Annotated in this window: 7 protein-coding genes; 5 read left to right on the top strand and 2 right to left on the bottom strand. The window is 61.3% G+C overall.

Annotated features, from left to right (window positions below; all coding sequences use genetic code 11):
• Positions 1–53: 53 nt before the first annotated feature.
• Complete coding sequence (locus tag PspS49_RS00710) at positions 54–15992, top strand: LapA family giant adhesin (protein WP_160037703.1); 15939 nt, start codon at positions 54–56, stop codon at positions 15990–15992.
• Positions 15993–16141: 149 nt separating this feature from the next.
• Complete coding sequence (locus PspS49_RS00705; protein WP_007918987.1) at positions 16142–16480, top strand: hypothetical protein; 339 nt, start codon at positions 16142–16144, stop codon at positions 16478–16480.
• A 341-nt stretch (positions 16481–16821) separates the two neighbouring features.
• On the opposite strand, the gene lapD is transcribed toward PspS49_RS00705, so the two are convergent.
• Both lapD and lapG read right to left on the bottom strand, forming a co-directional pair.
• The gene (gene lapD, locus PspS49_RS00700; protein WP_127925362.1) at positions 16822–18768 is read right to left on the bottom strand and encodes a cyclic di-GMP receptor LapD; all 1947 of its coding nucleotides are present in this window, start codon (positions 18766–18768) and stop codon (positions 16822–16824) included.
• Between the two features lie 14 nt (positions 18769–18782).
• Positions 18783–19475 carry a cysteine protease LapG gene (lapG, locus tag PspS49_RS00695; protein ID WP_127925361.1) on the bottom strand — a complete coding sequence of 231 codons (693 nt, stop codon included), beginning with the start codon at positions 19473–19475 and terminating at the stop codon, positions 18783–18785.
• Positions 19476–19672: 197 nt separating this feature from the next.
• On the opposite strand from lapG, the gene PspS49_RS00690 reads away from it, so the two are divergent.
• From PspS49_RS00690 to PspS49_RS00680, 3 genes are all read left to right on the top strand, one after another.
• A complete protein-coding gene (locus PspS49_RS00690) occupies positions 19673–20383 on the top strand; it encodes a GntR family transcriptional regulator (protein WP_127925360.1) in 711 nt (236 codons plus the stop codon).
• A gap of 747 nt (positions 20384–21130) precedes the next feature.
• The gene (locus tag PspS49_RS00685) at positions 21131–21907 is read left to right on the top strand and encodes a DUF3050 domain-containing protein (protein ID WP_150776561.1); all 777 of its coding nucleotides are present in this window, start codon (positions 21131–21133) and stop codon (positions 21905–21907) included.
• Positions 21904–22833: a diiron oxygenase gene (locus PspS49_RS00680; protein WP_160037701.1), complete on the top strand. Its 930-nt coding sequence runs from the start codon at positions 21904–21906 to the stop codon at positions 22831–22833. Before PspS49_RS00685 ends, PspS49_RS00680 begins: the two co-directional genes overlap by 4 nt.
• Positions 22834–22846 lie beyond the last annotated feature (13 nt).

The raw sequence follows: 22846 nt of genomic DNA, 5'->3' as shown, positions 1-22846 counted from the left end.
ATGCCCTCAGGTCCATGGAAGTCAACTGAACGTGACACCCCGGAGAGTCTTCAATGAGCAGTGTTGTTGCCATCGTCAAAAGCATTGTCGGTCAGGTATTCGTGGTGTCCCCAGAGGGCGTGCGCCGCGTACTCGTTGAAGGCGATCGCCTGTTTGTCGGCGACCAGATCGACACCGGCCTCTCCGGCGCCGTGTCGCTTGAATTGGCAGATGGTCGCACCCTCGATCTGGGCCGTGAAACTCAGTGGAGCGCCACCGCCCCCGACTCCAGCACTGACCTGGCAGAAGCCACCGCGCAGGCTGCGCCGTCAGTAGCCGAACTGCAGCAAGCCATTGCCGCCGGTGTCGACCCGACCACCGCGCTTGACGCCACCGCTGCCGGCCCGAGCGCCGCAGGTACGGGCGGTGCTGCTGGTGGCGGCCACAGCTTCGTCATGCTCGACGCCACCGCTGGCCGTGTTGACCCAACCATTGGTTTCCCGACCGCAGGGATCAACGCTGCCGGCCAGGCCGCGCAAAACATTACTGGCGGCCAGACCACCGACACCACCACCAATGCTCTGCGTGAGTCGACCCTGAGCCTTAGCGCCACGCCGAGCATCACCGAAGCCGGCGGCGTGCTGGTGTACACCGCGACCCTGACCCAGGCGCCGCTGACCGACCTGACCATCACCCTGTCCAACGGCGCGGTGATTGTGATTCCGGCAGGTGCAACCACCGGCACGGTCAACGTGCCGCTGGCGCCGAACGACACCGTCTATAACGACCCGAGCCAGATCGATGTAACCGTTACCGGAACCACCGGCGGCAATGGCATCACCGTGACCCCGCCGACGACTCCGGCCACGACCCAGGTCACCGACACCATCGACACCACCACCGTCACCCTGACGGCCGGGCCGAGTGTCACCGAAGGCGGCCAGATCACTTACACCGCGACCCTGACCAACCCGGCGCAAACCCCGGTGACCGTCACCCTGTCGAACGGCTCGACCATCACCATCGGCGCCGGCCAGACCACCGGCACTGTCAACGTGCCGACCCCGGCCAACGACGTCTATAACAACGGCAGTACCGTCACCACCACGATTACCGGTGCAACTGGCGGCAACTTCGAAAACCTGGTGCCGAACCCGACGCCAGCGGTGACCACCATCACCGATTCGATCGACACCACCAACCTGACCCTGACCGCCACCGGCACAGTGGTCGAGGGTGGTCAGATCACCTACACCGCGACCCTGACCAACCCGGCGCAGACGCCAGTAACCGTCACCCTGTCGAACGGTTCGACCATTACCATTGAAGCCGGCCAGACCACCGGCACCGTCAACGTGCCGACCGCGGCCAATGACGTCTACAACAATGGCGGCACCGTCAGCACCACCATTACCGGAGCTTCCGGCGGCAACTTTGAAAGCCTGGTGCCAAACACCACACCCGCGACCACCACCGTTACCGATTCGATCGACACCACCAGCGTCAGCCTCACCGCCACCGGTACCGTCGTCGAAGGCGGCCAGATCACTTACACCGCGACGCTGACCAACGCCGCGCAAACCCCGGTGACGATCACCCTGTCGAACGGCTCGACCATCACCATTGAAGCCGGCAAGACCACCGGCTCCGTCAACGTGCCAACCGCGGCCAACGACGTTTACAACAATGGCAGCACCGTCAGCACCACGATTACCGGCGCAACCGGTGGCAACTTCGAAAACCTGGTGCCAAACACCACGCCAGCGACCACCACAATTACCGATTCGATCGACACCACCAATCTGTCGTTGTCAGCGACCGGCAGCGTTGCTGAAGGCGGCTCGATCGTTTACACCGCGACCCTGACCAATCCTGCCGGCACACCAGTCACCGTGACCCTGAGCAACGGCTCGGTGATCACCATCGAGGCGGGCAAAACCACTGGCACCGTGACCGTTCCGGCGCCTGCAGATGATGTCTATAAAGACTCCGGCAAAGTCGAAGTCACGATCAAGGATGCGACGGGCGGCAACTTCGAGAATCTGCTGCCGAGCACTGTCCCGGCCGTGACCGAAGTGACCGACACCATCGACACCTCTACCGTGAAACTGACGGCTGATACCTCGGTTGCTGAAGGTGGCACCGTCACTTACACCGCCACCGTCGGTGCGCCGGTGACCGGTTCGCCTGTCGTGGTAACCCTGGCCAACGGTCAGAGCATCACCATTGAAGTCGGTAAGACCACCGGCACCGTGACCACTACCGCCCCTAACGATGCGTTGACCGGCAATGCGCCGCTGACCAATTCGATCACTGGCGTTTCGGGTGGCAATTACGAAGATCTGGTGGCCGACAAGACCCCGGTTTCGACCAGCGTTACCGATGTCGCCGACACCACCAACCTGTCGCTGAGCGCAACCGGTTCTGTGGCTGAAGGCGGCCAGATCACTTACACCGCGACCTTGACCAACGCCGCAGGTTCGCCTGTTACCGTAACCCTGTCGAACGGTTCGGTGATCACCATCGAAGCCGGCAAAACCACTGGCACCGTGACCGTTGCGGCGCCTGCCGATGACGTCTACAAAGACGCCGGTAAGGTCGAAGTGACCATCCAGGACGCTACCGGCGGCAATTTCGAGAACCTCGTTCCGAGCACCGTTCCAGCCGTCACCGACGTGACCGATACCGTTGACACCACCACGGTCAAGCTGACCGCCACCGAGTCGGCGGCTGAAGGTGGCACTGTCACGTATACCGCCACTGTTGGCGCGCCGGTGACCGGTTCGCCTGTTGTCGTGACCCTGGCCAATGGTCAGAACATCACCATCGAAGTCGGCAAAACCACCGGCACCGTGACCACCACTGCACCGAATGACGCGTTGACCGGCCAAGCGCCGATCACCAACGCGATCACGGGCGTGAGCGGCGGCAATTACGAAGACCTCGTCGCCGACAAAACCCCGGTCAGCACCACCGTGACTGACACCACCGACACCACCAGCCTGACGCTCAGCGCAACAGGCACCGTGGCTGAAGGCGGTCAGATCACTTACACCGCGACCCTGACCAACGCCGCAGGCTCGCCTGTTACCGTGACCCTGTCGAACGGTTCGGTGATCACCATCGAAGCCGGCAAAACCACTGGCACCGTGACCGTTCCGGCGCCCGCTGATGACGTCTATAAAGACGCCGGCAAAGTCGAAGTCACGATCAAGGACGCCACCGGCGGCAATTTCGAGAATCTGGTGCCGAGCACCGTTCCGGCCGTCACCGACGTGACCGATACCGTCGACACCACCACCGTCAAACTGACCGCCACCGAGACTGCCGCTGAAGGTGGCACCGTTACCTACACCGCGACTGTCGGCGCGCCAGTGACCGGTTCGCCAGTGATCGTGACGTTGGCCAACGGCCAAACCATCACTATCGGTGTTGGCCAGACCGAGGGCACCGCAACCACCGTAGCGCCAAACGATGCGTTGAACGGCCACACCCCGCTGAGCAACGCAATCACTGATGTGAGCGGCGGTAACTACGAGAATCTGGTCGCCGACAAAAACCCGGTTTCGACCACTGTCACTGACACCGTCGACACCACCAACCTGTCGCTGACTGCGACCGGCACCGTGGCGGAAGGCGGTTCGATCGTTTACACCGCGACGCTGACCAACCCGGCCGGCACGCCAGTGACCGTTACCTTGAGCAACGGCTCGGTGATCACCATCGAAGCCGGTAAAACCACCGGCACCGTGACGGTTCCTGCGCCAGCAGATGACGTCTACAAAGACGCCGGCAAGGTCGAAGTCACGATCAAGGACGCCACTGGCGGCAACTTCGAGAACCTCGTTCCGAGCACCACCCCAGCCGTAACCGACGTCACTGACACCGTCGACACCACCAGCGTCAAACTCACCGCGACCGAGTCGGCGGCTGAGGGTGGCAGCGTGATTTACACCGCAACCGTCGGCGCGCCAGTGACCGGTTCGCCTGTGGTCGTGACCCTGGCTAACGGTCAGACCATCACCATTGGCGTAGGCCAGACCACCGGCACCGCGACCACCACCGCACCGAACGATGCATTGACCGGCCACGCGCCGATCACCAATGCGATCACTGATGTGAGCGGCGGTAACTACGAGAATCTGGTCGCCGACAAAACCCCGGTTTCGACCACTGTTACTGACACCGTCGACACCACCAACCTGTCGCTGACTGCGACCGGCACCGTGGCGGAAGGCGGGTCGATCGTTTACACCGCGACGCTGACCAATCCGGCTGGCACGCCAGTGACCGTGACGTTGAGCAACGGTTCGGTGATCACCATTGAAGCCGGCAAAACCACCGGCACTGTCTCCGTTCCAGCTCCGGCCGATGACGTCTACAAAGACGCCGGCAAGGTCGAAGTGACCATCAAGGACGCCACTGGCGGCAACTTCGAGAACCTCGTTCCGAGCACCACCCCAGCCGTAACCGACGTCACTGACACCATCGACACCTCGACGGTCAAACTGACCGCTACCGAGTCGACGGCTGAAGGTGGCACCGTTACCTACACCGCTACCGTGGGCGCGCCAGTCACCGGTTCACCTGTCGTCGTGACCTTGGCCAACGGCCAGAACATCACCATCGAAGTCGGCAAAACCACCGGCACCGTGACCACCACCGCACCGAACGATGCGCTGACTGGCCATGCACCGTTGATCAATGCGATCACCGACGTTTCCGGCGGCAATTACGAAAACCTCGTGGCTGACAAAACCCCGGTCAGCACCACCGTCACCGACACCACTGATACCACCAACCTGTCGCTGAGCGCGACGGGAACTGTGGCTGAAGGCGGCCAGATCACCTACACCGCGACCCTGACCAATGCCGCTGGCAGCCCGGTCACCGTGACCCTGAGCAACGGCTCGGTGATCACCATCGAGGCAGGCAAGACCACCGGCACCGTGACCGTTCCGGCGCCTGCCGATGATGTCTATAAAGACTCAGGCAAAGTCGAAGTCACCATCAAAGACGCCACGGGCGGCAACTTCGAGAATCTGGTGCCGAGCACTGTCCCGGCCGTGACCGAAGTGACTGACACCATCGACACCTCGACCGTGAAGCTGACGGCCGACACCACTGTGGCCGAAGGTGGCACTGTCACCTATACCGCCACTGTCGGCGCGCCGGTCACCGGTTCGCCGGTCGTGGTGACCCTGGCCAATGGTCAGAGCATCACCATCGAAGTCGGCAAGACCACTGGCACCGTGACCTTCACCGCGCCGAACGATGCGTTGACCGGTCAGGCGTCGCTGGGTAATTCGATCACGGGTGTGAGCGGCGGCAACTACGAAAACCTGGTGGCTGACAAGACCCCGGTTTCGACTACGGTCACTGACACCGTCGACACCACTGACCTGTCGCTCAGCGCCACCAACTCGGTCGCCGAGGGCGGTTCGATCATCTACACCGCGACGCTGACCAACCCGGCTGGCTCGCCGGTGACTGTGACCCTGTCGAACGGCTCGGTCATTACCATCGAGGCCGGCAAAACCACCGGCACCGTGACGGTTCCTGCGCCAGCCGATGACGTCTACAAAGACGCCGGCAAGGTCGAAGTGACCATCAAGGACGCCACTGGCGGCAACTTCGAGAACCTGGTGCCGAGCACCACGCCAGCCGTTACCGACGTCACTGATACCATCGACACTTCGACGGTCAAACTGACCGCCACCGAGTCTGCGGCTGAAGGTGGCACCGTCACCTACACCGCCACGGTCGGTGCGCCAGTCACTGGCTCGCCAGTTGTGGTGACCCTGGCCAACGGTCAGAACATCACCATCGAAGTCGGTAAAACCACGGGCACCGTGACCACCACCGCGCCAAACGATGCGTTGACTGGCCACGCTCCGCTGACCAACGCGATCACTGACGTTTCCGGCGGCAATTACGAAAACCTCGTGGCCGACAAAACCCCGGTCAGCACCACCGTCACTGACACTGTCGACACCACCAACCTGTCGCTGAGCGCCACCGGTTCGGTGAACGAAGGCGGTCAGATCACTTACACCGCGACCCTGACCAATGCCGCTGGCTCGCCGGTCACCGTGACCCTGTCGAACGGTGCTGTGATCACCATCGACGCCGGCAAAACCACTGGCACTGTCACCGTCGACGCACCGAAAGACGACGTTTACAAAGACGCCGGCACTGTTGAAGCGACCATCAAGGGAGCGACCGGTGGCGACTTCGAAAACCTGGTCACCAGCACAGCGCCGGCCGTCACCACCGTCAACGACACCATCGACACCTCCACCGTGTCACTGACTGCCACGGCGAACGTCGCCGAAGGCGAAACCGTGGTCTACACCGCGACCGTGACCGCGCCAGTGACTGGTTCGCCGGTTGTCGTAACTCTGTCCAACGGCCAGACCATCACCATTGCCGTCGGTGAAACCACCGGCTCGGTGAACTTCGTTGCGCCGAACAGCCCATTGGCCGGCGGCAGCTCGCTGAGCGTGACCATCGACGGCGCCACTGGCGGCAATTACGAAAAACTCGCGGTCGACGGCAAGTCCGCCGACACCGCGGTTTCGGACACTACCGACACCACCAACCTGAACCTGACCGCAACCGATTCGGTGGCTGAAGGCGGGTCGATCATCTACACCGCGACATTGACCAACGCAGCTGGCTCGCCAGTCACCGTGACCCTGTCGAACGGTGCGGTGATTACCATCGAAGCCGGCAAAACCACCGGCACCGTAACCGTCGCGGCTCCAGCCGATGACGTCTACAAAGACGCCGGCAAAGTCGAAGTGACGATCAAGGATGCAACCGGCGGCAACTTCGAGAATCTGGTGCCGAGCACCGTACCGGCAGTGACCAACGTCACCGACACCATCGACACCACCACCGTCAAACTCACCGCGACCGAATCGGCGGCTGAGAGTGGCACCGTTACCTACACCGCCACCGTCGGCGCGCCAGTCACCGGTTCGCCTGTGGTCGTGACCCTGGCTAACGGTCAGACCATCACCATTGGCGTTGGCCAAACCACCGGGACCGCAACCACTACCGCCCCGAACGATGCATTGACCGGTCACGCACCGATTACCAATGCGATCATCGAAGTGAGTGGTGGTAACTACGAGAATCTGGTGGCCGACAAGACGCCGGTTTCGACCAACGTCACCGACACCGTCGACACCACTAACGTGTCGCTGACTGCAACCGGCACCGTGGCTGAAGGCGGTTCGATCATCTACACCGCGACGCTGACCAACGCGGCTGGCTCGCCAGTCACCGTGACGCTGTCCAACGGCGCCGTGATCACCATCGAAGCGGGCAAGACTTCCGGCACAGTCACCGTTCCAGCTCCGGCGGATGACGTTTACAAAGACGCCGGCAAAATCGAAGCGACGATCTCCACCGCCACCGGTGGCAACTTCGAGAACCTGGTGCCGAGCACTGTTCCAGCGGTCACCGAAGTGACTGACACCATCGACACCTCGACCGTGAAACTGACGGCGACCGAGACTGCCGCTGAAGGTGGCACCGTCACCTACACCGCCACTGTCGGCGCTCCAGTCACCGGTTCGCCGGTCACCGTGACCTTGGCCAACGGCCAGAACATCACCATTGAAGTCGGTAAAACCACTGGCACCGTGACCTTCACTGCACCGAACGATGCGCTGACCGGGCACGCGCCGATCACCAACGCGATCACGGGTGTCACTGGCGGCAACTACGAAAATCTCGTGGCCGACAAGACACCGGTCAGCACCACCGTGACCGACACCGTCGACACCACCAACCTGTCGCTCAGCGCGACCGGTTCTGTGGCTGAGGGCGGCTCGATCATCTACACCGCGACATTGACCAACGCAGCTGGCTCGCCAGTCACCGTGACCCTGTCGAACGGTGCGGTGATTACCATCGAAGCCGGCAAAACCACTGGCACCGTGTCCGTTCCAGCGCCAGCCGATGACGTCTACAAAGACGCCGGCAAGGTTGAAGCGACGATCTCCACCGCTACCGGTGGCAACTTCGAAAACCTGGTGCCGAGCACCGTTCCGGCCGTGACCGAAGTCACCGACACCATCGACACCTCGACCGTCAAACTGACGGCTGATACGTCGGTCGCTGAAGGCGGCACCGTCACTTACACCGCCACTGTCGGCGCTCCAGTGACCGGCTCGCCTGTCGTGGTGACGCTGGCCAATGGTCAGAACATCACCATCGAAGTCGGTAAAACCACTGGCACCGTGACCTTCACCGCGCCGAACGATGCGCTGACCGGCCACGCACCGCTGACCAACGCGATTACTGGCGTAACCGGCGGCAACTACGAAAACCTCGTGGCCGACAAGACGCCGGTCAGCACCAACGTCACCGATACTGTCGACACCACCAACCTGTCGCTGAGCGCGACTGGTTCGGTTGCTGAAGGTGGCTCGATCATCTACACCGCGACGCTGACCAACGCGGCTGGCTCGCCAGTGACCGTGACCCTGTCCAACGGCGCGGTGATCACCATCGACGCCGGCAAAACCACTGGCACCGTGACCGTTCCAGCCCCGGCCGATGACGTCTACAAAGACGCCGGCAAGGTTGAAGCGACGATCTCCACCGCTACCGGTGGCAACTTCGAAAACCTGGTGCCGAGCGCTGTTCCGGCCGTGACCGAGGTCACCGATACCATCGACACCTCGACCGTCAAACTCACGGCTGATACGTCGGTCGCTGAAGGCGGCACCGTCACTTACACCGCCACTGTCGACGCGCCAGTAACCGGTTCGCCGGTTGTCGTGACCTTGGCCAACGGCCAGAACATCACCATCGAAGTTGGCAAAACCACCGGCACCGTGACCACCACCGCACCGAACGATGCGCTGACCGGTCAGGCGCCACTGACCAACTCGATCACGGGTGTCACTGGCGGCAACTACGAAAATCTGGTGGCAGACAAGACCCCGGTTTCAACCACGGTCACCGATACCGTCGACACCACTAACCTGTCGCTGAGCGCGACGGGTTCGGTTGCTGAAGGTGGTTCGATCATCTACACCGCAACGCTGACCAACGCGGCTGGCTCGCCAGTCACCGTGACCCTGTCGAACGGCGCCGTGATCACCATTGAGGCGGGTAAAACCACTGGCACCGTCACCGTCGCTGCGCCGGCGGATGACGTTTACAAAGATGCAGGCAAAGTCGAAGCAACCATTTCGACCGCGACCGGTGGCAACTTCGAGAACCTGGTGCCAAGCACTGTTCCCGCCGTCACCAATGTCACCGACACCATCGACACCACCACCGTAAAACTCACCGCCACCGAGTCGACAGCTGAGGGTGGCAACGTCACCTACACCGCGACTGTCGGCGCGCCAGTCACCGGCTCGCCGGTTGTCGTAACCTTGGCCAACGGTCAGACGATCACCATCGGCGTCGGCCAGACCACCGGTACCGCGACCACCACGGCACCAAACGACGCATTGACTGGCCATGCTCCGCTGACCAACGCGATCACTGACGTAACAGGTGGCAACTTCGAGAACCTGGTGGCCGACAAGACCCCGGTTTCGACCAATGTCACCGACACCGTCGACACGACCAATCTGTCACTCAGCGCTACCAATTCGGTCGCTGAAGGTGGCTCGATCGTCTACACCGCGACCCTGAGCAACGCCGCTGGTTCACCAGTGACCGTGACCCTGTCCAACGGCGCGGTGATCACCATCGACGCCGGCAAAACCAGCGGCACCGTAAGCGTTCCGGCCCCGGCTGACGACGTCTACAAAGACGCCGGCACCGTGCAAGCGACCATCAGCACCGCCACCGGTGGCAACTTCGAAAACCTGGTGCCGAGCACTGTTCCCGCCGTCACCAGCGTTACCGACACCATCGACACCACCACCGTGAAACTGACGGCCACCGAGTCGGCGGCTGAGGGTGGCAACGTTGTCTACACCGCTACCGTAGGCGCGCCGGTTACCGGCTCGCCAGTTGTCGTGACTTTGGCCAATGGTCAAACCATCACCATCGGTGTAGGCCAGACCACGGGCACCGCAACCACCGCAGCGCCAAACGATGCATTGACTGGTCATGCACCACTGACCAACGCGATCACCAACGTGACCGGCGGCAACTACGAAAATCTCGTGGCCGACAAGACCCCGGTCAGCACCAACGTGACCGACACTGTCGACACCACCAACCTGTCGCTCAGTGCGACCGGTTCTGTGGCTGAAGGCGGTTCGATTGTTTACACCGCCACGCTGACCAACGCCGCTGGTTCACCAGTGACCGTGACCCTGTCCAACGGCGCGGTAATCACCATCGACGCCGGCAAAACCACCGGCACCGTGACCGTTCCAGCACCTGCAGACGACGTTTACAAAGACGCTGGCACCGTGCAGGCCACGATCAGCACCGCCACCGGTGGCAACTTCGAAAATCTGGTGCCGAGCACGACTCCGGCTATTACCAGCGTCACCGATACCATCGACACCACCACGGTGAAACTGACCGCGACCGCCACTGCCGCTGAAGGCGGTAACGTCGTCTACACCGCAACTGTCGGCGCGCCAGTGACTGGCTCGCCAGTCGTGGTAACCCTGTCGAACGGTCAGACCATCACCATTGGTGTTGGCCAGACCACCGGCACCGCGACCACTACCGCGCCAAACGACGTATTGACCGGTCATGCACCGCTGACAAACGCGATCACCAACGTGACCGGCGGTAACTTCGAAAACCTCGTGGCTGACAAAACGCCGGTCAGCACTACCGTGACCGACACTGTCGACACCACCAACCTGTCGCTCAGTGCGACCGGTTCTGTGGCTGAAGGCGGCTCGATCGTTTACACCGCGACGTTGACCAACGCCGCTGGCTCGCCAGTGACCGTCACCTTGTCAAACGGCGCCGTGATCACCATCGACGCTGGTAAAACCACTGGCACCGTAACCGTTCCAGCGCCAGCCGATGACGTCTACAAAGACGCGGGTACCGTGCAGGCGACCATCAGCACCGCCACCGGTGGCAACTTCGAAAACCTCGTGCCGAGCACGACTCCGGCCGTGACCAGCGTCACCGACACGATCGACACCACCACCGTAAAACTCACTGCAACCACAACTGCAGCCGAGGGCGGCAACGTTGTCTACACCGCGACTGTCGGCGCGCCAGTCACCGGTTCGCCGGTTGTCGTGACCCTGGCCAACGGTCAGACCATCACTATTGGCGTCGGCCAGACCACCGGCACCGCGACCACCACCGCACCGAATGATGCGTTGACCGGTCATGCGCCGCTGACCAACTCGATCACCAACGTCACGGGCGGCAACTACGAGAACCTCGTGGCCGACAAAACCCCGGTCAGCACTAACGTGACCGATACTGTCGACACCACCAACCTGTCGCTCAGTGCGACCGGCTCCGTAGCCGAGGGCGGTTCGATCGTCTACACCGCAACCTTGACCAACGCCGCTGGCTCGCCAGTGACCGTAACCCTGAGCAACGGCTCGGTAATCACCATCGACGCCGGTAAAACCACTGGCACCGTAACCGTTCCAGCGCCAGCCGATGACGTCTACAAAGACGCCGGCAACGTTCAGGCAACGATCAAAACCGCCACTGGGGGCAGCTTCGAGAACCTGGTGACCAGCACCACGCCAGCCGTGACCAGCGTCACCGACACCATCGACACCACCACCGTGAAACTGACCGCCACCGGTACAGCGGCTGAAGGCGGCAACGTCGTCTACACCGCCACGGTTGGCGCACCGGTAACCGGTTCGCCAGTCGTCGTGACCCTGGCCAACGGTCAGACCATCACCATCGGCATCGGCCAGACCACGGGCACCGCGACCACCACTGCGCCGAACGATGCATTAACCGGTCACGCGCCGCTGACCAATTCGATTACCAACGTCACGGGCGGCAACTACGAGAATCTGGTGGCCGACAAGACCCCGGTTTCGACTACCGTCACCGACACCGTCGACACCACCAACCTGTCGCTGTCCGCGACCGGCACAGTGGCCGAAGGTGGCCAGATCACCTACACCGCGACCCTGACCAACGCCGCTGGCTCGCCAGTCACCGTAACCCTGAGCAACGGCTCGGTAATCACCATCGACGCTGGCAAAACCACCGGCACCGTGACCGTCCCGGCTCCGGCTGACGACGTCTACAAAGACGCCGGCACCGTGCAGGCAACCATCACTGGCACCAGCGGCGGCGGCTTCGAAAATCTGGTGACCAACAACACGCCAGCCGTGACCAACGTCACCGACACGGTCGATACCACCACCGTCAGCATCACTGGCAGCAGCTCGGTGACCGAAGGCCAGACGGCCAGCTACACCGTCAGCCTGAACCACCCGGCGCAAACCGAAGTGACCCTGAAAATCGTCTACAGCGGTACCGCCGCCGACGGTTCTGATTTCACCGGCGTGTACACCGTGAAGATTCCGGCAGGTGCGAGCAGCGCGCAGTTCAACGTCGCCACCATCGATGACAAGATCACCGAAGGCACCGAGAACTTCGTGGTCAAGATCGATTCCGCCACCGGCGGCAACTTCGAAAACCTCGCGGTCAGCAGCACCAACGGCAGCGTCAGCACCTCGATCATCGACAACGATGCGCCGCCGGTGCTCGACCTGGATGCCAACAACTCCAGCGGCGCCACCGGTGCCGACTACAAGGTGACCTTCACCGAAAACACCCCGGGCGCCGGCGTGTCGATTGCCGACACCGACATCAGCATCACCGACCCGGACAGCACCCTGCTGACCGGTGCCACCGTGGTCCTGACCAACCGTCAGGACGGCGATGCGCTGAACCTCGGCAACAGCGTCAACGGCATCACCATCAATGCCAACAGCACCAACGGCACCGTGACCCTGACGCTGTCGGGCAACGCGACACTGGCCGACTACATGCAGGCCATCAAGAACATCAGCTTCACCAACGGCAGTGAAAACCCGAGCACCGTGCCACGGATCATCACCGTGACCGTGACCGATGGCGGCAACTACTCCAACACCGCGACCACCACGGTCAACGTGGTGGCGGTCAACGACGCACCGGTAGCTGCACCGAGCAATGTCACCGGCACCGAAGACACGCCGCTGGTGCTCGGCTGGTCGACTTTCGGTGTAACTGACGTCGACAGCCCGGCCAGCAGCCTCGGCATCAAAATCACCCAACTGCCGGGTGAAGGCAAACTGCAGTATCTGGACGGCTCGACCTGGAAAGACGTCGCCAACAACCAGACCTTCAGCAAGGCTGACATCGACGCGGGCAAGCTGCGCTTCCTGCCGGATGCCAACGAATCGGGTGTCAACGGTTACGGCGGCAGCGGCCTGGGCAACAACCAGGCGGACTATGCGCAGATCAAGTTCCAGCCAACCGACGGCCAGTTGCTGGGCAACACCGGCACCGTGAAAATCGACATCACGCCAGTGGCGGATGCGCCGACCGTGAGCGTGGCCGACAACAGCGTGAAGTCCACCGGCCTGATCAAGGAAGTCTGGACTGGTCTCTCGGGTCTGGGCACCAACGGCAATGGCGCGGATTCGACCACGTTGAAAAACGTCATCGACGGCGCCGGGAAACCGAACTCCAGTGGCTCGGTCACCAATGTGCAGTCCGACGGTAGCGTTGCGGCGGGCACGGCATCGAAGACGTCAGGCCTGATTTATCTGGAAGCCGGCAAGACCTACACCTTCAGCGGTATTGCCGATGACAGTTTGCTGATCACGATCGGCGGCAAGAGTGTGGCTTCGGGGACCTGGGGCGCGGGCGGCGCCATCAATGGCTCGTTCACCCCGACCACCAGCGGCTACTACACCCTGGACATCTACCACCACAACCAGAGCGGCCCGGGCAGCTACGACGTCAACCTGTCGGTCAACGGCAGCACGCCAATCGACCTGAGCAGCGCCGGCGTGCCGATCTACACCGGCGTGCAGGATCTGATCAATTCGGGCGTGACCGTCTCCGATCTGCACGGCAGCAACGGCGAAGGCTATTACGACGGCTACAAACTCAACACCGGCGCCGAAGGCACCACGGTGAAACTCTCGGCGATCACCACCGCCCTGACCGACACCGACGGCTCGGAAACCCTGAGCGTGAAGATCAGCGGCGCACCGGTCGGCTCGGTGCTCAGCGATGGCGCGGGTCATACCTTCACCGTCACCGCCAGCAGCGGCGACGCCAACGTCACCGGCTGGAACCTCGGCAGCCTGACCGTAACGCCACCGCCGTACTACAACGGCCAGTTCAACCTGACCGTGACCTCGACCTCCACCGAGATGGTCGGCGGCTCGGCCAGCAGCACCGCGACCATTCCGGTCACCGTGGTGCCGGCGGTCTACAACGCGGTCGTGGCAACCTCGGGCGACGACACTGTCACCGGCACCGATGGCAACGACATCATCGTCGCCGACATCGGTGGCCTGACCGTGGTGCCGGGCACCAACTACAACATCGCGTTCATGGTCGACAGCTCCGGCAGCATGAGCAGTTCGTCGCTCAACGCGGCCAAAGACTCACTGACCTCGGTGTTCAACAGCCTCAAGCAGAGCCTGGGCGGCAGCAACTCGGGCACGGTGAACATTTTCCTCGTCGACTTCGATACCCAGGTCAACAAGTCGGTGTCGGTGAACCTCAACGACCCGAACGCGCTGACCCAGCTCAAAGCGGTACTGGATTCGATGGCGTCCGGTGGCGGCACCAACTACGAGGATGTGTTCAAGACCACGGCCAACTGGTTCCAGAGCGCTGACGCGGTGGCCAACACCGGGGCGAAGAACCTCACGTACTTCATCACCGATGGCCAGCCGACCTACTACCAGAGCGGCGAGCAGACCAACCCGACGCTGTACGGCAACGTGAAGCTCGACGATGTGGTGAAAACCAGCAATTACAAGCCGGGCGACACCTTCAGCACCTACATCGACAATACCCACGCGTTGACGATCAACAGCGCCGGCACCGTGACCCTGCAAACCTACAATTCGTGGTGGGGCTGGAGCAGCTCTAATCTGGGCACCATCCACGCGCAGGGCGACGGCACCTATGAGTTGTCGAGTCTGGCGGGGACCGGTAACAGCACCAACTCGTCAACGACCAGTAACTCGACCAGTGGCTTTGCCTTGCTCAGCGGTCTGTCGAACGTCGAGGCTATCGGTCTGAACAACGATGTCAGCCTCAACGATCTGAAGCCTTACGACTCGGACAAAACGCCGCAGACCAACATCGATCCGAAGGACCTGGCCAACTCGATCATCGGCCACACCGAAGCGACGATGCCGGGCAACGACACCGTCAGCGGTGGCGACGGCAACGACATCCTGTTCGGCGACCTGGTGAGCTTCAACGGCATTGCCGGCGAGGGTTATCAGGCGATGCAGGCGTTCGTGGCCAAGGAAACCGGGGTCGACGTCAGCAAAGTCACCACCAGCAACGTGCACCAGTACATCACCGAGCACTATCAGGCGTTCGATGTGTCCGGTGCGCATGACGGCAATGACACGCTGTTGGGTGGCGCGGGCAATGACATCCTCTTCGGTTCGGGCGGCAACGACTGGCTCGATGGCGGCAAAGGCAATGACATCCTGCTCGGCGGCACTGGCAACGACACGCTGATCGGCGGTCAGGGCAACGACATCCTGATCGGTGGTTCGGGTGCCGACACCTTCGTCTGGAAGGCGGGCGATACCGGCAATGACGTGATCAAGGACTTCAAGGCCAGTGAAGGTGACCGCATCGACCTGCGCGATCTGTTGCAGGGCGAGACCGGCAGCACCATCGATAACTTCCTGAAGATCACCACGGTCGATGGCACGTCGTCGCTGCAAGTCAGCTCGGCGGGCAAGTTCAACTCCGGCGACGCTGCGGCGGCAACCCCGGACGTGACGATCAAACTGGAAGGCAACAACTGGTCGAGCGCCAACATTCACAACCTGATTGCCGGCAGCGACCCGACGATCAAAGTCGACCACAACAACAGCTGATACGTGAACAAAAACGGCCGCCCTTCTGGGGCGGCCGTCACGTTTGCGCTTACCGCGACGGTGACGATTACGTCGCCGCACCGCATACTCGCGCGCAGTTGGCTATGCTGCTGACAGCATGACGCTGGTTCATTTCCGAGGGATGCTCAATGTTTTACGTGCAACGCGATGCGCAAGGTCTGTTGATTCGCGTGGAAGCCGCGGCCTACGCCGAGGCCACGGAAACCCTGCCGGCCGACAGCCATGAAATCCAGGCCTGGTTCGCCAACGAAGTGGTGGAAACCAGCCTCAAACAGCTCAAGCAGAGCGACTTCGAAATGATTCGGGTCCTCGACGACCTGATTCAGGTGCTGACCCAGAAAGGCGTGATCCGCGTCACCGATCTGCCACCGGCGGCCCAGGCCAAACTGATGGACCGGACCCAGGCGCGGGAAGCGTTGGGTGGGTTGAGTCAGTTGATTGATGAGGATGAAGGCGGGTTGATCTGACCTCCCGTAATCAAAAGCCTACCCTCACCCCAGCCCTCTCCCGGTGAGAGAGGGAGCTGACCGAGGTGTCTGGCGTCATACATCGACCTGAAAAACCGGGGCGATTATGGATCCAGCGCAAATCGCTGACGTCGGCGTATTTCCCGAATATCCCCAATCAGTCCGCTCTCACGGAGGGACGGGGCCGACCGAGGTGTCTGGCGCTGTACATCGACCTGAGAAATCGAGTCGATTATGGATTCAGCGCAAATCGCTCACGTCGGCGTATTTCCCGAATATCCCCCAATCAGTCCCCTCTCCCTCTGGGAGAGGGCTAGGGTGAGGGTTGCTTTTGCGATGACTCACCGCCAAGGCTTCGGTTCACCCAACAACTGCCCCTGAACCCCATACAAGCCCATCTCGCGAATCACCGCCAACTCGCCTTCCGTCTCGACCCGCTCGGCAATCAGCGGCAGATCGATGCTGTGCGCCGCCCGCTGGATCGCCTCGATGAACAAGCGCTTGTCGCCCTCCTGATCAATCGCACGAATGTAGCTGCCATCGATCTTCAAGTACGCCAGCCCCAGCCGCGCCAGGTTGCCGATCATGCTGAAGCGCCCCCCAAACCGCTGCAGACTCAGGGAGAAACCGAGTTCACGCAGGCGCCGGGTCAACTGCTCCAGTACCGCTTGCTCCGGCAACTGCTCCTCGCCGATCTCAAGGGTCAGGCGCGCGCCGAGGTTGGAATGCGCGCGCAGAATCTCGAAGATTTTATTCAGCGCTTGCGGATCAGCCAAGGTAGCCGAAGACAGGTTCAGCGCCAGCGAATCCTCATGCGCTTTCATCTGTTCCAGCACGCGTTCGAGCATCAGCCGATCCAGTCGCGCGGTCCAGCCAAAGCGCTCCAGCCATGGCAAGAAGCGCCCGGCCGGAATGGTCTGGCCCTGATCATCGAGCAAGCGCGACAGCACTTTGTAATGCAGCACCAGTTGCGTGTCGGCGGCAGCCACCACCGGCTGGAAATACAGCTCGAAACGCTGCTGACTCAAGGCCTGATCGAGCAAGCGATGCCAGGCGTGGTGATCGTCGCCAACGTCCGCCGTCAGGCTCTGATCGATGCAGGCCCAGTTCTGCTCGCCCTGTCCTTCGGCTTGCGCCAGCGCCTGATCGCCGAGCGTCAGCACTTGTTGCGGCGAATCGCCGTGGGTGAACGGCGCCAGACCGATCGACGCCACCGCTGCGACGTCGGTCGCGCCGGTGGCGTGCAGACTGCTGAGGGCACTGTCGAGGTTCTGCGCCAGTTGCAGCGCTTCCTCACGAACCAGCCCCGGCGCCAGCACAGCGAATTCACCGCCACGAATACGTGTGACAAGGTTCTGGGTTTCCGGATATTTGGCACATTCGCGCGACAGCTGCTCGCCGACCGCTTTGAGCAATTCATCGGTGCGCTGACCGCCCAAACGCTGGTTGAGCCCGGCCAGATCCTTGACCCGCAACAGCAGCAGATAACCGGAACTGGCCTGCTCCGGGTTGCTCACCCGATTGTTCAACTGCATTTCGAAATAGCGCCGGTTGGCCAGCCCGGTGAGGTTGTCCTGATAGGACTCGGCGCGCAGTTTTTCACTGCGCTCGGCCTGCTCCTGAAACAGTGCCTTGAGCTTCTCGACCATCTGGTTCATCGCCTGCACCACGCGACGCAACTCAGGCGTGCGCGGCAGATCCGGCAGGCTGAGGAATTCGCGCCGGGCGATGGCGTGGGATTGCTTGACCATGTAATCCAGTGGCTTCAACTGCCGGCGCAGCAACAGCGCACCGAGGACGGCACTGATCGCACCGCAGATCAGCAGCCAGCCGAGGCTGCCCAACGCGCTCTGCCAGAGTTTGGCCACGGCGAACATCGGATGGCTGACCACCTCGACCCGCGCCGCCTGTTCCCAGCCACGGCTGACCAGCGCGTCACCACCGGCAGGTTCCAGGCCAATCAGTTTGACGAACCAGTCCGGCACGTTAGTGACGGCCGGAATGCCGTTGCGCTCGACGATCGTCTGATCGGTTTTCAGATCGACCACGCGGATGCTCGCGTAATAACCGCTGTCGAAAATCGAGCTGACCAGCAACTCGACCATCGCCGGGTCGTCGATATTCGGCGTCAGTGACAAAGCCAGCGCCGTCGCGGCGTCCTGGGCGTGGGAACGCAACTGGTTGACGTACTGGGTGCGCGAGCTTTCCAGACTGACCATGAAGCTGCCGGTGAAGGCGACCACCAGGAACAGACAGATAGCGATCAACAGCTGTTTGAACAAAGACATCTGAGCGCGTGCTCCTAGTTAGTCGTCTCGACCGGGAAACCTTCGGCCTGCATTTTCTTCAAGACATCCTGCCAGCGCGACAGGCGTTTGGTGTCACCGACCTTCTTGTTGCCTTTGGCCCCCGGCAAATACAGACCTTCAGCATTGAAAGAGTAGACCGGCAGCAAATCGGTTCGCTGCGACGCCGGCTGGATCGGATCGATCAGGCTGTCGAGCACCAGCGGCATGGCATCGGGGGTGGCATAGTAAGTCAGGACCATGTGCGCGCGGTTCTGGCGCAACGCTTTGACATAGGTGATGCGCAGCTTGTCACTGGAAACCCCGAGGTGGCGCAGGCTGAAATACTTGGCGATCGCGTAGTCTTCACAGTCGCCGGCGCCCTTCCACAGCGCCTCGATGGGTGTTTCCCAGTAATCGACTTCGTGCCACAGATCAATGTCTTCGACGTAGCGCACCTGTTTGTTGAAAAACAGGTTCACCACTTTCAGCTTTTCCATCTCGCTGACCTGCTTCTGCGTGGCCAACAGGTTCTGCCAGGCATCGATGCGCTGCTGCCCGGCACCCAGCGGCCCATAGAGTGCCGTGGCTTTGCGGCTGATCGCGGAAAAATCCCAATCGGCATGCAGGCCGCCCAGCATCATGCCGGCCAGCAACAGTGCGCAGCCTAGCCAGCGCAACGTCCGGGGGATCGCGAAACGTACCGCCACAGCAGGTTTCCAGAAGGCAGGATAGAAAGCGTTTGATGGTGAAGCTTAGCCCGGCAAAAAACAATGGCACCATGAGATCATCCACGGCACGCTAAACTTCATTTGCCAGCGCAATGTTTTACAAGGTTTGACAACCTGTAGAGCAATCACTAGTGTCATTTGGATCCAAATCAGGCCGACATACAGGGTGCGTAGTCGTGACACAGAAGCCCAAACCGCTGGACAGCATTAAAGTCGACGGACCGATTCCTGCGCATCTGGCCCGTTCGGTGATCGAAGAAACCCTGCGCTCGGCAATTCTTGATGGGCGTCTGCCCTGCGGCACGGCGCTGCGTCAGCAGGATCTGGCCGATTTGTTCGGCGTCAGCCGCATGCCGGTGCGCGAAGCCTTGCGCCAGCTCGAAGCCCAGGAACTGCTCAGCGTTACTGCGCATAAAGGCGCAGTGGTTGCGCCGTTGATTCAGGGCGATGCCACTGAAACCTACGAGCTGCGCATCCTCCTCGAATCCGAAGCCATGCGCCAGTCGGTTCCGCTGTTGACCGCTGCCGATCACGCACGGGCAGCGGCTTACATCGAAGAGCTGGAGGCGCAACACGACTACACGGAAATCGGCCGGCTCAACCGTTTGTTCCACATGGCCCTTTACAGCAAGGCGCCCAACAAACGCTTGCTGCGACTGGTCGAAGACGGACTCAACGAAGAAGAACGTTTTCTGCGTTTCAACCTTGAGGCCATGAGCCTGGGCAAATTGTCCCAGGACGATCACCGGGCGATGCTGCAAGCCGTGCAGGATCGCGACACTGAACGGTCGATCGAACTCCTCGAGCAGCACCTTAATCGGGGCGTCGAGGTGATTACCCGCTATCTGGCTACCCCCGCCGCGCAAAGCCGCAAAGCCGCGCGCTGAGCGCGCACCCTCCGCGAATAACTCTCTTACAAATCCCCAAGCGATCTGCCAGCCCTCGGGTGGGCGGATCCGCGTGCCCGCTCTAACCTCCCTGCGCCGTTGAGTCCGAAATTTGCACCTTGCCGATGTTGAAACGGGAATAGCCGTGGCGATCATTTACCCGCACTCTTGAACGGCCAACCCCATAAAGAACGGGCGACGCGCCGCACTGACGGCGCAGTCCCCGCACCAGGAACCTACGGAAGGAGCCTTGCCACGGGAAAAAGGAAGTCATGGCGCGGGGTCACGGCCAACTTCCGCCCCTTTTAAATCATTCAACTCTTATTACTGGAAAGTTGCTTCGAGTGAGGCATTCACTCTTATCGATCAATTTTGGCAGTTATTCGCCGAAAGGAGCAACTACGCCCAAATAAAACTTCAGCCAAAAGTTTTATCGGAACTACTCAACTTCAAAAAACAGCCAACTTAAAATAATTAAAAATGTACTTGTTAAATACTTTGTCGGTGTATTAGTTTTTCCTCGCCAAGTTTGAACTTCACCCTTCACCTCGGCACCCACCCAATGCCTGCGGTACAACAGCAGCGCCTTATGGGCAGACATGAAGCCATGTCACAGATATATCCGGTCCGCACTTACCTATCAGGAAGGAAGGCTGTCGTCCGCCGACAGAAAACAAGTAAGTCGTGGTTTCACAGATTGCGCAGTTACCCGAGCAGTTCCATTACATATCAACGATAAAGGACATCATGATGCCCACCAAGAACCAACTCGCCCTAAAGAAAGCCGAACTTAGCATTCACCCGATCTTTTCCGAGATCACTTCGCTATCGGTATTGCGACGTTTCATGGAAACCCACGTATTTGCGGTGTGGGATTTCATGTCGCTGACCAAACGCCTGCAGCAGGAGCTGACTTGCACCCGGTTGCCGTGGTTGCCGCCGCGTGATCCTCACGCCGCCCGGTTGATCAACGAGATCGTTCTGGGTGAGGAATCGGATGATTGTCTGACCGAAGGGCATTACAGCCATTTCGAGTTGTACCTGGATGCCATGCGCGAAATCGGCGCGAGTACCACCGCCGTGGAGCGCTTTATCGCCCTGCAACAGGAAGGCGTGAGCTATGACGTCGCGCTGCAAAGCATCGAGGTTGATCCGGCCGCCGCGCAGTTTGTCCGCGACACCTTGCGCACCGCCCTGCATGCCCCGGGGCACAGCGTGGCGGCGGCGTTTCTGCATGGCCGTGAGAGCGTGATCCCGACCATGTTCCAGCGCATCCTCGACGACTGGGGCATCGGTATCGAGCAGGCGCCGACCTTCCGCTATTACCTGGAACGGCACATCGAGGTCGACTCCGAAGATCACGGCCCGGCAGCAGAACACCTGCTCGAGCGTCTGGTCGACGGCGATCCGCAGCGCGAGGCCGAGGTCTACGCCAGTGCCATCGCCGCCGTGGAAAGCCGCATAGCCTTGTGGGACGGCCTGCGCCTGAGCATGCGCGAACCGTTGGCGGAGGTCGCCCAATGAACGCCGCCGACTATCAATCCTTTGCCGATGCCTGGGAGAACCGCGCCACCATCCGCACCCGCCCGCGTCGCGTGCTGGAAGACGATGAACGCCTGATCTACCCGCTCAGCCGTCAACCGCTGGTGCTCAGCGAAACCTTCCTGCGCGAGTGTCCGCAGCAACGTGATTTCGCCTTGGTGCAGACGTTGTACAAATTCATCAACGATGTGGTGATTTTCGAGACCGAGATCGTCGACAAGACTGCGCGCAGCATCGCCAAGAACCGCTTCGCTGTGACCTTCCCGTTTGCCTGCCGTTACGACGCGATGACCGTGGTGGTCGACGAGGATTACCACGCCTTGGTGGCGATGGATTTCATGCAGCAAACGGTCGCGATGACCGGCATCGAACCGATTCAGTTGCCCGATGAAATCGAACTGAGCCGGGCTATTCCCGCCGCCGTCGCGCTGGCACCGGAACACCTGCGCAGCGCGATGGAATTGATTTGCGTGGCCATCGCCGAAAACACCGTGACCGGTGATGTCGCGGCGTTCGCCCGCGACGACACGGTCAAGCCGTCGATCAAAGGCCTGATGGCCGATCACTTGCTCGATGAGGGTCGCCATTCGAGTTTCTGGGCGCGAATGGTGCGCATCTATTGGCACACCGCCAGCGCGGCGGATCGCGAAACCATCGCGCAGATTCTGCCGGTGTTCATCGGCCATTACCTGACCAACGACATCCAGAAATCCTTCGACCTGCGCCTGATCGACGCACTGCCGGTCAGCGAAACCACGCGCCGTTCGCTCAGGGATGAAATGGCCGGGCTCGCGTTCCCGATCAATCGCCACCATCCCTTGGTGGGCAACATCGTCAAGTTCTTCCACAACAGTTCGCTGCTCGACACACCGTGCGTGCAGCACGCCCTGCGCGATTACCTGGTTTGACAAGGAGGCCGAC

Source organism: Pseudomonas sp. S49 (assembly GCF_009866785.1).
Classification (GTDB): Bacteria; Pseudomonadota; Gammaproteobacteria; order Pseudomonadales; family Pseudomonadaceae; genus Aquipseudomonas.
The sequence above is the reverse complement of the archived record's forward strand: the minus strand, read 5'-3'. Positions and strand labels throughout refer to the sequence as shown.

Bases quoted from the DNA above. Each gene is read 5' to 3' on its own strand.
- PspS49_RS00710 (WP_160037703.1), top strand. From the start codon at position 54: ATGAGCAGTGTTGTTGCCATCGTCAAAAGCATTGTCGGTCAGGTATTC.
- PspS49_RS00705 (WP_007918987.1), top strand. From the start codon at position 16,142: ATGTTTTACGTGCAACGCGATGCGCAAGGTCTGTTGATTCGCGTGGAA.
- lapD (WP_127925362.1), bottom strand. From the start codon at position 18,768: ATGTCTTTGTTCAAACAGCTGTTGATCGCTATCTGTCTGTTCCTGGTG.
- PspS49_RS00685 (WP_150776561.1), top strand. From the start codon at position 21,131: ATGATGCCCACCAAGAACCAACTCGCCCTAAAGAAAGCCGAACTTAGC.
- PspS49_RS00680 (WP_160037701.1), top strand. From the start codon at position 21,904: ATGAACGCCGCCGACTATCAATCCTTTGCCGATGCCTGGGAGAACCGC.